At 39.0% G+C, this 14,836-nt stretch carries 13 protein-coding genes, 1 tRNA gene and 1 pseudogene; 3 read left to right on the top strand and 12 right to left on the bottom strand.

Annotated elements, in window-relative coordinates; genetic code table 11:
- Positions 1-40: 40 nt before the first annotated feature.
- The 5 genes from OO184_RS18275 to OO184_RS18255 all read right to left on the bottom strand — a co-directional run bounded on the left by OO184_RS18275 (position 41) and on the right by OO184_RS18255 (position 6,050).
- A complete protein-coding gene (locus tag OO184_RS18275; RefSeq protein WP_265380399.1) occupies positions 41-1,051 on the bottom strand; it encodes a fimbrial protein in 1,011 nt (336 codons plus the stop codon).
- A gap of 263 nt (positions 1,052-1,314) precedes the next feature.
- Positions 1,315-2,274, bottom strand: coding sequence for a fimbrial protein (locus tag OO184_RS18270; RefSeq protein WP_265380398.1), 960 nt, complete (start codon positions 2,272-2,274; stop codon positions 1,315-1,317).
- A gap of 27 nt (positions 2,275-2,301) precedes the next feature.
- Positions 2,302-4,782: a fimbria/pilus outer membrane usher protein gene (locus tag OO184_RS18265; protein ID WP_265380397.1), complete on the bottom strand. Its 2,481-nt coding sequence runs from the start codon at positions 4,780-4,782 to the stop codon at positions 2,302-2,304.
- 23 nt (positions 4,783-4,805) lie between these two features.
- On the bottom strand, positions 4,806-5,474 hold the full coding sequence (locus OO184_RS18260; RefSeq protein WP_265380396.1) for a fimbrial biogenesis chaperone: 669 nt from the start codon (positions 5,472-5,474) through the stop codon (positions 4,806-4,808).
- A gap of 66 nt (positions 5,475-5,540) precedes the next feature.
- Positions 5,541-6,050 (bottom strand): fimbrial protein, encoded by a 510-nt coding sequence (locus OO184_RS18255; RefSeq protein ID WP_265380395.1) that lies wholly within the window; start codon positions 6,048-6,050, stop codon positions 5,541-5,543.
- Between the two features lie 1,522 nt (positions 6,051-7,572).
- Here OO184_RS18255 and OO184_RS18250 point away from each other — a divergent pair.
- Complete coding sequence (locus OO184_RS18250; protein ID WP_265380394.1) at positions 7,573-7,830, top strand: SDR family oxidoreductase; 258 nt, start codon at positions 7,573-7,575, stop codon at positions 7,828-7,830.
- Positions 7,831-7,936: 106 nt separating this feature from the next.
- Here the strand turns inward: OO184_RS18250 and OO184_RS18245 are convergent, their stop codons facing one another.
- The 3 genes from OO184_RS18245 to OO184_RS18235 all read right to left on the bottom strand — a co-directional run bounded on the left by OO184_RS18245 (position 7,937) and on the right by OO184_RS18235 (position 10,635).
- On the bottom strand, positions 7,937-8,674 hold the full coding sequence (locus OO184_RS18245; protein WP_265380393.1) for a hypothetical protein: 738 nt from the start codon (positions 8,672-8,674) through the stop codon (positions 7,937-7,939).
- Between the two features lie 203 nt (positions 8,675-8,877).
- Entirely contained in the window at positions 8,878-9,774 is an 897-nt protein-coding gene (locus OO184_RS18240; RefSeq protein ID WP_265380392.1) for a LysR family transcriptional regulator, read from the bottom strand.
- A 324-nt stretch (positions 9,775-10,098) separates the two neighbouring features.
- Entirely contained in the window at positions 10,099-10,635 is a 537-nt protein-coding gene (locus tag OO184_RS18235; RefSeq protein ID WP_265380391.1) for a Rossmann-fold NAD(P)-binding domain-containing protein, read from the bottom strand.
- A gap of 373 nt (positions 10,636-11,008) precedes the next feature.
- Between OO184_RS18235 and OO184_RS18230 the strand changes: the two genes are divergently transcribed.
- Together OO184_RS18230 and OO184_RS18225 are read left to right on the top strand one after the other, a co-directional pair.
- Positions 11,009-11,209, top strand: coding sequence for a hypothetical protein (locus OO184_RS18230; RefSeq protein ID WP_265380390.1), 201 nt, complete (start codon positions 11,009-11,011; stop codon positions 11,207-11,209).
- A 160-nt stretch (positions 11,210-11,369) separates the two neighbouring features.
- Positions 11,370-11,612: pseudogene (locus tag OO184_RS18225) on the top strand (site-specific integrase); the annotation flags it as partial.
- A 393-nt stretch (positions 11,613-12,005) separates the two neighbouring features.
- Here OO184_RS18225 and OO184_RS18220 read toward each other — a convergent pair.
- The 4 genes from OO184_RS18220 to mutY all read right to left on the bottom strand — a co-directional run bounded on the left by OO184_RS18220 (position 12,006) and on the right by mutY (position 14,715).
- Positions 12,006-12,081, bottom strand: a tRNA-Phe gene (locus OO184_RS18220).
- 152 nt (positions 12,082-12,233) lie between these two features.
- Complete coding sequence (gene mltC / locus OO184_RS18215) at positions 12,234-13,307, bottom strand: membrane-bound lytic murein transglycosylase MltC (RefSeq protein ID WP_265380389.1); 1,074 nt, start codon at positions 13,305-13,307, stop codon at positions 12,234-12,236.
- A gap of 64 nt (positions 13,308-13,371) precedes the next feature.
- Positions 13,372-13,644, bottom strand: a complete 273-nt coding sequence (locus OO184_RS18210) for an oxidative damage protection protein (RefSeq protein ID WP_049583168.1) — start codon at positions 13,642-13,644, stop codon at positions 13,372-13,374.
- Positions 13,645-13,674: 30 nt separating this feature from the next.
- The gene (gene mutY / locus OO184_RS18205; protein ID WP_265380388.1) at positions 13,675-14,715 is read right to left on the bottom strand and encodes an A/G-specific adenine glycosylase; all 1,041 of its coding nucleotides are present in this window, start codon (positions 14,713-14,715) and stop codon (positions 13,675-13,677) included.
- Between the last annotated feature and the right edge of the window lie 121 nt (positions 14,716-14,836).

Genomic DNA, 14,836 nt, shown 5'->3' with positions numbered 1-14,836 from the left:
TTATCCAGGTAAGAAAATACTAGACAGTTTATACTTAATATCACTCATATTGAACGGTAAAATGTGCTATTGCGTTAGCTTTTCCACCTATTATTCGATCTTCGGTCTGGTAATAGCGGGCAGTGAAAGGTAAATTATAACGAGAATTTCTGTCAGAATAACCTACAACAAATGGTTTTCCAATAGGAACGGGAGTTCCCATATATAAGATTTGCACACCAACCCCTTTGGCTGTATTTGTTGTATTAGCTCTGTCTAATTGAATAATACTCTCTGGCGTGCCATTGATTGTTCTTGCTGAAAATGTAATTGTCGGTTTGATTTTTTCTGTACATTCAACGCCGATATTAAAATCAGCATGACCCGCGGTTGTTCCTATTCCTTTAAACGCAGAACTGTAAACATCATGAAATCTAACGGTTTGATCGCCAGATAGAGCCATGCAACCTTGAGCAGTAACATGATATCTTGTTTTGTTTTTTATTGTTATTAGGCGGATGCCGTTCGATGTTTGTAATATGGCAATTATTCCAGCATGCAATGATTTTCCCGATTTAATTTCACCTTCTTTATAGAGATAAACATCAATATCACCGATATCTTTCCAAGTGATTTTTTTCTTTTCTGGCGGGTAATATATATAAGTTCTGCCATTCGTTGTGGGATATCTCATATTATTTAGGTTCCCGGTAGGAGCAACAAAATATAAATAGAGATTATCTATACCTGTTGTTAACTTTCCTGTCCCATGCTCTGTATTACCTGACATGCCAAGATAGATACTTTCACCAAAAACCAAATATCCGTTGTCATCACATGAAAAAATAGGGTCATTTATATTGAGCCCCATACTGCTAGCTAATTGTTCGGCACTGAATCTGGCGACATGAATACTTTTAGTGTTTGATGTATTTAAGTTTAATTTAAGTGAATTTAAATCAAAAAAGACAGTGCCGTTACTCGTTGTGGATTCTAAAACACAAGCAGCATGTATTTTATTGATATTGAAAAGTAAAACAGCAAAAATTAATAACCGTAAATAAGATTTCATATCTATGCCTGTTGAGATTTATTCTTAATTACTGACAACACCATTTACTAATAACTCCATTTATTAATAACAGAAGTTAAGCAAGAGTAGTGCCATTATATTTCCGGTATAGTTTATTAGTGAAATTAATATGTCAGCTTTATTTATCGTCTAAATCAGGTTTTAATTCTGCTGTATTATTAACATCACTGAGGAAAATTTCTCTTTTTTTCTCATGTTAATGTGATGTTAATACTTTAAGTTAAATTAGATGGTTTGTAAAGCTATTTGTATTCAATTGTAAAATGTATTGTTGCATTAGCTTTTCCGCCGGTTACTTTATCATCTATTTGGTAATAGTGGGCAGTAAGAGGTAAATAATAAAGATCTTTTTCACTTCCCCATTCAGTTATAGTAAGAGGTGTATCCATATGAACAGGTTTACCGTTATGTAATAATTGGACACCAATACCTCTGGCTGTTTTTCCCTCGCTGTATTGATGTAGTTTAACAATGCTTGAGCTTACTTTGTCTCCTGTGAACTTAATAGTGGGAATATTTTTATCTTTACATTGAATGAGAATATAAAAGTCATTACGGCCAGCAGTAGAGCCTCTTCCTTTAAATGAAGAAGTATTGATTCTTCCAAGTTTTATTTCTTTATAGGGTGTGGATGTCATACAGCTTTGACTGCCAATTATATTGTCCTTATTATATCTGATATTTATTAATTTTTTACCATCACTTGTTGATAAAGAAGATATCAGCCCTCTTTTTAGTATGGAGCCTGATTTGATATCACTTGTTTGAATAAGATTAATTGTTATTTTACCGATATCTCTTAAAGTTATCTTTCTATTGATGCTATCATGAGGGCTACCCTTCCCATCCCCATCATAAGATATAGAAAAATATAAATTATCTACACTGGTTTTTATATCACCACTCTTTTTAGAGAATCCTATTCTACCTGAGGTTGTTTCGAAAGATATATTTTCATTATTATTACAGATAGCAATGATTGAATCGGCTTTAATATCTATTTTGTTAGCCATTTCCATAGGACCGTATTCAGCGATGGTAATATGTCTTCGAATATTATAGTCTGCATTGATAATTTCATTTATCTCAACATTTAAATCAATTGCTTTAAATTTATTACTTAATTTGCATGAGGCAATTGATTTTGTAATATTGAGTAGTGTTAGTAATAATGTTGCTAATATAATTAATCTATTTTTCATACTTTCTCTGGATAAATACTATTTTAATCACTGACAACGTAATGAAGTCAGAATAATACCATTAATTTTTTGATATAATTTACTATCGAATTGAATATGACAGCTTTGTTTATTGCCTAAATCAGCCGTTAATTTTGCTGTGTCACTCACACCACTCAGGAAAACTTCTCCCTTTTCATTCGCCATACCATTAACACCATTTGGGCCCGTGATTATTGTGCCGAATGGGAGTTTTTTACCGTGATGTTGTAAAGTTAAAAATACTCGATGACCAACACGAATAGAATAATCCGCTAATACCAAAGCTCCCTTGGTTGGAATGACTTTAGTGGTTGGATTATCAATATCTACGTCATCACCGAATGTATTGGTATCAAGAGATAACATATTTTCCCGATATTGCGATATATAAGGCACAACGGTATATCCTCGCCAATCTGTACTGATAGAAGTATTATTCAGTACCTTGGCATTGGTTGCCCCAGGGGCGCGAATTAAGGCGCTGGCACCGCTTTCGCTAATATTTTGCGCCAGGGTAACGCCATAGGGATGGGCAATAATCGCTCCCTCTAATCCATAGTTAACCCGCTGATTTTTTCTATGATCAGTGGTGTAACCTACATTCATTGAACCATATGAGCCTCTGTAATATAAACTGGCGGCATTACCTGATTCTTTTTCTTTCTCTGATTTTTCGTAGCTGTAATTTTGAGAAATGGTATAGTTCAGATTCTGTTGTTCCAATAAAGAACCGGATAATGTCATTGAATGCTGGCTGCTACCGCGGGTGTTATAAGAAGTATCATAATCTACCGATGCACTGTGATTGTTTGATGGCAGCCATTTATCCAGAGGAATACTGATATTAAATGAAAACACTTGATCGTTATTAATGCTTGAGCGATTACGGTGGTAATTGTAGCTCAATGACAAAGAGATATCACGAATATTGGTATTATAGGACATGGAATATGACTGATTCTTACTGGTTTTATCTTGCCAGTAATCTTGCTGCCAGGCCGATAATGAAAGACTGCCATATTGTCCTAAGCTTTGGCCCATCGTTATTTGCATCCGGTTTTTAGGCGCGCTATTTCTGTTATTATCAGTAAATTGGTCGTTATTATTGGCATCGCTAAAGCTGTAATAACCATTGGTATTATAGCGATAACCCGCTAATGTCACCGTTGTATTGGTTTCAGTAAAACCTTTACTGTAGCGTATCTGATAAGATTGTCCGGTTTTCTTTTCTCCGTTTGGGAAATGGGTTGCTGCATTGGTGACATCGATTGATACTGCGCCAATTTTTCCCAGATTATGCCCTAAACCTAATGCATGGCTTTGATAGTCAGAAGAAACAATGACTCCACCATAAATGGTGGTGCTATCCCATAACCCGTAAATAGCTTCTGTCTGAATAAATCTTTTTTTACTGGCTTGTTTGCCACCGCTGAATTTACCAATATTAGCAAAATATTTCATTTGGCCGGCACGGATCATTAATGGTGAGGCAGCAAAAGGTTGGGTAAATTTTCTGACATTGCCATTTTCCTCATAAATGGATATTTCCAGATCACCATTCAGGTTACTGGGGTAAATATCGGTAATTTCAAAGGCACCGGGTGGAACAAAAGTTTGATAAATAATATTATCTTTCTGGTGCACTTCTATTCTTGCGTGAGTCATAGCAATACCGCGGACGACAGGCGCAAACCCTTGCTGGCTATCTGGCAACATTTGGCTATCAGACATCAATTTAACGCCATTAAAAGTGAAACTATCGAATACCATGCTATCGGTGGACGTTTCACCCAATACCAGACGGGATCTTAATGGGCGAATATCTCGTTCAGCATAGGCTTTAAGTGATTTCCATTCAGATGTTGTATCCGTATGGTTGTAGTAACTATTATGGCGAATTCGCCACGGGCCTAAATTAAAGCCGCTACGTAAATTCAGATATTGATTCTGTTCACTTTGATTTTTATTCCAGGATTGCATTCCTGTCAGATGATAATTGGTGAAAAACATAGGCAAACCATCATCCCACTGATCAGGAGAGATATCCCCCCTGATTTGCGATTGCATGGCAGCTTGTGGAAAATTCAACATCAGCGTAAGAGCACTTAAATCCAGTTCTGCTGACGCCTGTTTAATATATTTCTCAGGTTGAGAAATGATCTCTTGTTCAGCAAGGGATGCTAATTCAGGAAAGCTTGCTATTTTTACCCCGATTTCTTTCAGTAAACTGATAGATAATTCAGGGCAAAGTTTCTCACCACAGTCAATAAAGGATAGGCTTTTGATGCCAATATCCTTTTTATTGACGATAATGTTAACTTTATAGACACCTGGAATTTGGGAATCTGTTTTTGCCAGGCTCTCCAGATTAATATTTTCTCTGTCTTCATCTGATAATTGTAATGCATTGATATCGAAATATAGATCTGCATATGCTGGCAACGATAAACAACAAATCATTAAAGCAAAACTGATTACTCTTTTCACAATACACTCATCAGACAATATTATCAGAAATTAAACTGGCGCTCTTCTGTTGTGCCACCGTAATCGTTGATAGCAGTCAGAGTCACGTTTTTTATGCCATTTTTGGCTGAAAATACCTTTTGACTAAAAGGGGGAATAAATCCGGGTCTAGGTATTAATGTTCCGTCAATTTTCATCTCATTAAGATTAATGTAATAAGCCGTGGGGTTAGTTAGTTGAACACCCTTGGCATGACGTGATGCTTCCAAACGATTAATGGCATCATTAGCATCGTTATCAGATAACCCTGATGGGCGATAAATCAATTTGATAATGTTTTTTATCGTGATGATCATCTTGCTATTGTCATTTTTTTCAACCGCTGGAATCGCATTGACATTGAGTAGAAATATCGATTCCCGATCTGCTGGCAGTTGATTGCCGATATATGAAACACGAATCTGGTGTTCGCTCTCTTTCGACATCTTAAACAATGGCGGTGTAATAACGAACGGTACTTTATTTTGACTGTTATCGATATTATCTACCCACGACTGTACAAGATAAGGTCTTTCTGTATCCGAGTTGGTGATAGAAATCGTGGCTTCTTTTTGTGAGCCGTTATAGATCAGGCGAGTGCCGCCTAAAGTAATCCCTGCTTGTACTTGTCCCATAAAAAAGACAAGCAAAAAGGGAGTAATAAAGCGAAGCATTTTTACTCCTTTAGTTATAAATAATATTTTTTTATAAGTTAGCTTTGATAAATTATTTAACTGGTTTTATGGGTATATAAGTGTGAAGTTTACGTCTGACCTAATATCACCATTACCGACAGTAGCATGGGTTGATTTTAAATTTGCTATAAGAGGGATATTAGCATTTTTTTTTGTAATTGAATAACCAGATACTTCTGCATTGGCGTCTATTTTCTCTTTACTATCTTTAGTCAGTTCAATACCAACCCCAGAAACATTGCTAGAATACAAAGTACTATCATTAGAATCTGTCGCTCCAAAAAACTTGATACCTATAGTTGAACCGGGGCAATTAGTTAAATTAATTGTAAATGATTGAGAGGCAGCTATGGTTCCTTTTGTGCCCTTAAATCTTTCTTTTGGTATTTTACCAAAATTAACTTCTTGAATTCCGCTACTACCACTGCTAATAGTACAGCCGTTCTCAAGAATAGTACCTCTAAATTTAATTGTTCCATCATAAGATAACGCACTGAAACTACTAAAAATCCCTAATATTGTCACTAAAGAAGCCAAAATAAAATTCTTTTTCATTTAAAAATACCTTAATAAATATGTGTTTTAGTCCTGTTTATACAATAAAAATATATATCTAGCCATCATGATAGTTTAATGGTTGATAATATAATCGAAGTCATTTTCATCATGGTATATAACGCAATTGCATTTTTAACCATTTTTTACATATATCTTTAGTTTATCCTGATTTAGTCATTATTTCTCACCATGTTATAGTCTGTGTATTTATTATTCATATTGTTGATAATAAATGTCTGATATTGATTCTTTTACAGAAAAGAAAGGTTTTTTCTCTGAAATGTCATCTATTACTGTAAGATTATTCGTGTTATTAATAACGATTCTTATTTTTATTTAAGTGTTTGGAATCCTATAGCATGATAAGTACCATATTGATAGCAAAATTCTTGTAAAGGATTGCTAATAACAGTGTAAAACTCTTATAGGCAAGGTGTATAGCACATATGGATAAACTTATCTTCACTATTTTTATTGAAATGGAGATTCAATAGCGATATTAATAAAAGTAATCTATAGCTACTCAACGCACTAGTATCTTACTCAAAGAAAGTGAATATTCTGATTGGGTAAACCGTAATATGTAATGCCATCGTATTAACTATATTAATACGATCGGGTAAACTGCCATCTTAACCACGATTAAGATAACGAGAGTTTCTTCTTATTTTTCTTAGGATTTTAAGTTGATTTCCAATTCAGAGTTTCGTCTTTGCTCTAGGTCTATTCTCACTCGACGGAAAACAGTATTAACTAAAATATGATCTTTTTCAACAAGTTAAATAAAAAAATAGTATTTTTTTTGCAATTAATTAAAATTTCTTTCTATTTCATTGTGTTATAAGATTAAATTAATCGATTGATTGAGTTAATTCAATCAAGAAATAATAATGATGTTTATTTAATGTCTTATTTTTCATCATGATATAAATTAGACAAATTGATTCATTTTTGTCTTATTATTAATTCGGATATTCTATTGCTATTGATGTGGCTGTATATTTCATCGTCAAAATCATTAATCACAGTTTTAGTCATAGGGGAAATTAATTGGGCCGGAACCACTGTGTTAACAGAGGTTAATCTGTGTTATCTGGTGTGTGCGTTTAGTGGTTCTATCTGATTAAGTGACGTCGAAATAGCCAGTAAGTTACGTAATGAAAAATTAGGTCATGTACAATGTTGAGAAGTGGCAAAAAAGACTGTAATGATTGACATTCTACTATTTGAGTTCGATCTCCTATCATTGCAGATAGTTTCTCAGCATTTGATCTGTCCTGTCGAAGAGTGGAGAGAATAAATCTCACATCTTTTGGTGGGAAACCTATTTTGGTCATACGGCTGACAATGGACATATTTTTTTGTTAGTTTCTTTCAGCGGCAATGTTGTTATTTCAACGGATATTATTTTTTCACTACACGACGATTATCCTAATTGCTGAAATATCATCAGGAGCCTGTTTGTTATCCATATGAAATAGTAATAACGACATAGCGCTATTTCCCACAGTCAAATCTGGTGGAGTATGGCTCACGAGGTATTCGTGTCAATTCTGTTTGCCCAAGTCTGGGGCTTATGCTGATGACTGAACGTTTTGGCGATGAGATCTTGCATCGGTTTAACGGCAGAATTCCGTTGCAAAAGGCAGCGATACCAGCCGAAGTTGCGGCAGCCATTACATTTTTAGCGAGCGAAGATGCCAGCTTCATTGATGGGGTGAACTTACCGATAGATGGTGGGGTCACCGCATCAAATGGTCAGCCCCATTTTAATTGAAGATAGATATTGTCGATCCACTATAGTTACATTATTTCAGAAGTAACAAATCATTTCAGAAATAACAAACCGGCTGCGCATGAAGCGCCAGCCGGAAAATGAGCTTTTATTTGACTAATTTCGGGATATCACCGCTGAAATCAACCCACGGGTTAGTACCCAACATTTCTGCACCGTCAACACTTGGCTCATCATAACGCATAACGAAATGCTTCGGTCCGTGGGCAAATGCCACAATCAATCCATCCTCGGCATCCAGGAACCCAGCGTGCATTCCGAGTCCGGGATAGCTGAGACGCCAGGCAGGATCGCTAGCTTCCACGCGTCCTAGCGACAGCTTCGCAATCGCGCCGTCCGGCAGACGGAAGAACCAAGTCCACGGACCGCCAGCCACAACCGTCATGACTTCATCAATACCCATCCCGTCTTCAGAGCTGTTTACGTGCAGTCTGCCGAATTTTTCGAGAACGGTTTTTCTGGCTTCAACCGTAATTGCTTTCATATCGTAGACCTTGGGATAAGGGGCAACACCTACTTCCGACGTCGATAGAAAACCGCCGCGATGAGCTTCCGGCTGGCGACCAGCCAGTCGGATTTGCTCCAGGAGTTCTCCGCGGTGTAAAGGGAATAGCGAAATCAGCTTCTCGCTCTCTTCCCCAGTGATCGCGCGCGTTTTTGATGCTTCAAGAATAGGTTTGGCTTCTTCGGGGATTGGTGTTGTACTGACCCGGACACCGATGGAAAATAAAATTTTGTTGACGTTCTCAATGCCAATGGTCGGCTGACGTCCGTCAAGATAAGACAGGACAAGATTTTCTGATGCTGAAATAACGGAATTGTTCATATTTATACCTTCTCAATTTTGATGTAACCGGTAAATTCATTTGCAAAACCGAGTATAGGGAGATGAATAGTTTATTAAAATGTCTATTATGTGAAAATATTATGCACTGGTAGTAAACAATTTTAATCCCCTATCTGATATAACCATTACGCAAGGAGAGGGCTGTGATTCTGTAATAGAGCGTCCGTTAAGATCACGAGATATTAGCTGGTTTCGTCCAGCGCATTGACAAGGAAATCGATAAAGGCCCTTGCCTTGATAGAACGTTCTTTATGAAAAGGTTGTATGGCATAAAGTGCTTGCGTGTCCGCTTCCCATTCAGGAAGCAGTCTGACAAGTTCGCCTGACTGTAGCTCATCAATGACTAGTAATTCAGGTAGTAAAACCACGCCATGTCCGGAAAGGGCTGCCTGTTTGAGCGCTAGTCCGTTATTCACCATATAGGTTCCGGGCTTAAGGTCAACGACTTTCACATTACTTTGATTGTGAAACATCCAGCGTCGTGGAGAAGAAGATAAACTGTAGATGAGACAGTTATGAGAAGCGAGATTTTCAGGGATGAGTATTTTTTCAGAAGCCTCAATATATGTCGGTGAGGCGCACAAGACTCGGGGCACTTTTATCAGCTTCCTGGAGCGAAGGCTGGAGTCGCTTAATTCACCTCCCCCACGTATCGCAACATCTATTCCATGCTCAATAAGATCGATATATTTATCAATCATGACAACTTCGACAGAAATACCGGGGTGGGCATGCATAAACTGGCATATCAGTGGATTTAATTCCTTTAGCCCTATAGACATTGGAATACTCACTTTTATTGAGCCTGTCAGAGCGTGAGAAGTTTCCATAACGGATAAGTCAGCGTTTTCCAGCTCATCCAGGATGTTGCACACCTGATGATAGTAATTCTTGCCGCTTGCGGTTATGTGCATGCTTCGGGTCGTTCGGTTAATTAGGGGGCTTTTAAGATGCGCTTCAAGCTCATTGATATTCTTACTGATAGCAGCCTTGGATAAGCCTAGATCCTGGGCGGCGGCTTTAAAGCTGCCTAGTTCCACAACACGTCGGAAAACGCTGATTGCTCTTAACTTGTCCATAAGCACCACTATTGGATGAGTTTAACTGATAGGTGTATCAATAAACTGAGATAAAAAATTATATTTGACCATATGCTATTTTATTGTAGTGATAATGAAACTCATGCGGCAACATCTAAAGCATATGATCGGGTAAATACAGCTAATCAAAACGCCCTGCCGGGTGATAAAACCGGATTAATGAGGAAGATGGATTGCATAATTCTTCATCATGAAAGAAACAAACCTCGTTATTTTCAGCGAGGTTTGTCGGCTGTCTGAATGGCCGTGATCTCTCACAGCCATTGTTTTTGCATCATGTTGTCAGCATTGGCCGCTAAGCGGTCAGTTTACCTTGTTGCCCGCAAGTTTCTTCAACTCTGCAAGAATCGCGTTATACAATTGCTCAACGGTAGCAATATTAACCAGCGCAGCGTTGACAGGGGAAGCGATCTCCCCGTCTTCCAGCTCTCCTTTTCTCCCGCCATAATGGATTGTCGCCACAATTTTACTGTCCGGTGAAATACGGTTGCACTTGCGAAACGTATAGTGATCACCTCGTGCAGCTTCATTATCGAACAGGTACCGTTCAGCGGTGGGCGGCGCTTTTGTCACCAGGAGTACTGTACCCGCGGCGCTCAATGAGACGATTAATCCACATGAGTTCCACAGTCGGTTATGCCAGCGGGGCTCATAAGCGGGCTGGTTAGGATCTCTAAGCCAACCCAGGATTACCGACGTTGGCGGGATCAGCGCGCCTCCATTTTTACCTTCCCCTTCAATGTCCATGAAGGCGTAGGCCGCTCCCCCAGTCGTAGTGCCATAGCGGCACCCGAGATTATTATCAGATATGTACTTAGCTTCTATATGTGTTAGTGGCATGACTGTTTCCTGATTGTGTCTGTCTTGTCCATGAAATGGACTTCAGTTGTGTTAGTGGTTTTAATATTAAATATTATTAATGATTTTTGTCGTCGATATCTCTCTTTTGGATTGTTTTTTCTCCCCGTTTGTTGTTGGTGTTTGGCTGGTAAATGCCTATAGAAAAAGGTTTTTCTACTCTGCAAGGGAATGGCTGTGTCTTATTTCAGGTCTTGTATAACATTACAAAAGGTATAGGATTAAAGATAAAATACGTCAATGCTTATAATATATTTATTTGACGTAAGCATACCGGCCGCGCCGTATTGGCGATGATTAAGCGGTGACAGCAACGTCCTGTGGCAGATGTTACGTGCCCCGGTTTCCTGACTAGGTGGTCAGAGCTGAAGGTCAGACAGCTCCAGGCCGAGATTTTGTGGCAACAATGGAAGTGACGGACAGGCTGAATAAGATCGCGTTCAGTCATCCGTTACCTGTATTATCGAAAACGGATAATGGCTCTGAATTTGCGGGCAAAATACTGGATAAATGGACGTATAAACGCAATATCCGGATCGACTTCTCTGTCCGGTAAAACAACGGACAATGTGGCAGAAATGTCTTAATGAGAGTGTAATTACACACTGATTTAATATGGGGCAATTTGAAGAGCGGGAACGGCAGACAAGGGATAACCATCGTGCCCGCTGTGCATTATCCGACCTGATTGGCTGACGGTACTGGATACGTTGTGCTTGTCAAAGGAGTGTGGATTTGATGTGGGCCCCCACCGTTTCCGGCATACTTTGGCAACTGAACTGATGAAAGCGCCTGATCGTAATTTGCAAATGGTGCGCGGATTACTGGGGCATCGCAGTATTGCCACGACGATGGAATATATTGATATCAATCTGGATATTGCCGGGCGTGCGCTGGAGCGTGAGTTGATGCTGTATATTGATGTTGAGCCAGAAAGAGGCGAAATGCTAATCGGATAAAACAGAATATTCTCGCTGTTGTCTGAATTTGCCTTTTTCTACATAAATAATTCCCTGTTGCAAGATGGGGAATTTTTTTGAACCGATACAATCTTCCATAATTAACCGTCTTCTGATCAATCAGGAAATCTGAATAACCGATATACAACATCGTGTTAATTAATTCATTGATTTTGGTTTGGGCTGTTTGACAGTTGCAATAGAACTTGTAAGTATTGCGTTCCAGAGCAAAAATGACACCTAAAGTTTTAGGTATCCTAGCTTGGCAACCCTTATGTTCAATTCAATATTGAAGTACTGAAAAGCTAAACTAACTACAGTTATACATTCGGGTTCTTGTATTGGTTGCCCATTGAGTTTTTACTTTCATCTCCCAACAAGCGCTCTTTGAATTGGTGCCCGGAGGCGGAATCGAACCACCGACACGAGGATTTTCAATCCTCTGCTCTACCGACTGAGCTATCCGGGCAACGGGGCGCATTAAACCGTATTCGGTAGAACTCGTCAATAGATTTCTTTGGAAATAGTGATTTGTGTTTTGAAATTATTCAATTAGCTAGGAATATAGGCAAAACAATAACGGAAAGTAGAAAAACTGCTCTCCGTTATTTTCTTAATATTTTAATGATGATAGTTTTTCTGGGCAGTATTGACTTTCATCAGGTAACGACGTGATTCTGCCGATGGATGTTTGGTTGTCAGGGTTTCATAAACATCACCCGGCGCCATTTTATTAATAATTTGAGCCGCTTTTTTCTTATCGCTAGAAAATACTCGTAATACACTACCTGCACCACCATTGTAAGCTGTTATTACCGCGTAACGACGAGATGTTGCGTTAGTGATGTCCCCCAGATAACTGTTTTGTAATATTGATAAATATGCTGTGCCGGCATCAATGTTATTTTCTGGATCAAATAGATAACTACGACTTGGTTGCCCTGATTTACCTTTCAGCTTAAAGATATCACGGCCAGCAGTATGTTGCACAACTTGCATCAATCCAAGTGCGTCAGAACGGCTGACTGCATAGGGATTGAAGCTGGATTCTATTTGCATAATTGCCAAGATTAAGGATTCATCTATGCCATATTTAATGGAGGCTTGACGAATCAGTGGCAGATATTTATGAGCACGTTTGTCCAAATGGTTTGGGACCAGTTGCATAGTGACAGACCAAATGACATGTAAACCGGATTGGCGTTTTTGTAATTTGTTGGCAATCAGATAATCTGCAAAGTGCGTTGCTCGCCATTCCCAACGAATCGGTTGGCCGTTATTGTCCATGACTTGTCCGTAAAGAAAGGGTTCTTTACTGATCTGAATATCGTTAGTATCAGAATAGAGATCAACGGAACCTGGATCATCACCCATTAATAAGGTTGTGATAATGGCCTTACGTAAATAGGTTGTGGAGTCAGTTGGTGAAATTGTCTCAATCGTGATTGTTCCAGCCTCAAAATTGATATGGCTGCGAGTCTGGTATTGATCGGTATATTTTACGTAATCTTTTGGACCGGCAATTAATACTTCATGCAAGCCCCAAATGTTCTCAATGTTATGAGCAAACTGGCCCATCAAAATATCAAAACCATTGGTATCTTTTATATATTCTTCACGGTATTCACGATTTTTGTGGCTGGTGCAGGAAACAAGAATTGGGGCAATAACAAACAGCGCTAACAGTTTTTTCATCTTACATTGCCATTTGGTGTTGAATACAACATCAGAGCCAGTGGGCCCTGATGAAAACGAAATATTATTTTTCTGGCGGGGTATATCCATCAATTTGAATATCATGACCTTCGAACAGGAATTTAGTCATTTCCTGTTCAAGCAATTTACGATCTTCCGGGTTCATGGTGCTGAGTTTTTTCTCATTGATCAGCATGGTTTGTTTGCTCATCCATTGTCCCCATGCTTCTTTGGAAATTTCATTGAAAATGCGTTTGCCCAATTCGCCCGGATAAAGCTGAAAATCCAGTCCTTCGGCTTCACGTTGTAAGAAAGTACAAAAAACAGTTCTGCTCATAATAAATCCTCAAAATAGCGGGTATGGGATTCAGCTCAGTTGTTGTAATAGATATTCAACTGGTGCTGCTAGCCCAACAGTCGCGGGTTGCTGTAAGTTATACCAAAGTCCTTTATTTTCATCCATGCAGGCAGCAAAGGATAAGATATTTATTTTTATCGGCACAATATCCAGATGAAAATGGCTAAATGTATGGCGGAATGCGGTAAGTTGTTCATGTTCACTGTGAGAAATACCTGATTGTGCTAACCAGCCATTTAGCAAATCGATGCTTTCAAACTGAGGAAACGCAAACAAACCACCCCAGATCCCCGTTGGTGGGCGCTGTTCTAACCAGACAGAGTCATGATTTTGCATCAGCAGGAAATAAGCTGTTTTCTCAGGAATGCTCTGTTTAGGTTTTTTGCCTGGGTATTTTGTCCAGCTATGGTTAGCGTAAGCAATACATCCTTGATTTAATGGGCAGATTTCACATTTCGGCTTACTGCGAGTGCAAACCATTGCACCTAAATCCATCATCGCCTGATTAAAATATTCTACCTCTTGTACCGGCGTTACATTGGTGCTGATTTGCCAGAGGCTGCTTTCAACTTCTTTTTTACCCGGCCAACCTTCCACGGCATAACAGCGGGCCAATACCCGTTTAACATTGCCATCAAGAATTGGGAAATGTTTACCTTGAGAAAGTGAAAGGATTGCGCCTGCTGTTGAACGACCAACGCCAGGTAGAGCGACAACATCTTCAAAAGTTGTCGGGAATTTACCTTGGTGCTGTTCCACAATCTGTTGTGCCGCTTTATGTAAGTTACGGGCGCGAGCGTAGTAACCCAGGCCGGTCCATAAATGAAGGACTTCATCAAGAGGGGCTGCGGCAAGTGAAGTCACATCGGGAAAACGTGAAATAAAGCGCTGAAAATAGGGAATGACCGTCGCAACCTGAGTTTGTTGCAACATCACTTCTGAAAGCCAGACGTGGTAGGAGGTCTTTTCCAATTGCCAAGGCAGGGTTTTACGACCGTAACGATGGTACCAATCCAGTACCACTGTGGAGAATTGCTTTGCTTCCATCATTGGGATAATTGTCTTTAGGGAAAATCAGTGTTTCGTGAATAGGATTGCAACATAGTGTAACCTCGCTGTAAACCGGAACTTTGTTTTCGCGGCGCTACGCAATTTCGTATTAAAATTGTAC

This window comes from Photorhabdus aballayi (genome assembly GCF_026153155.1).
Lineage (GTDB): Bacteria > Pseudomonadota > Gammaproteobacteria > Enterobacterales > Enterobacteriaceae > Photorhabdus > Photorhabdus luminescens.
The sequence above is the reverse complement of the archived record's forward strand: the minus strand, read 5'-3'. Positions and strand labels throughout refer to the sequence as shown.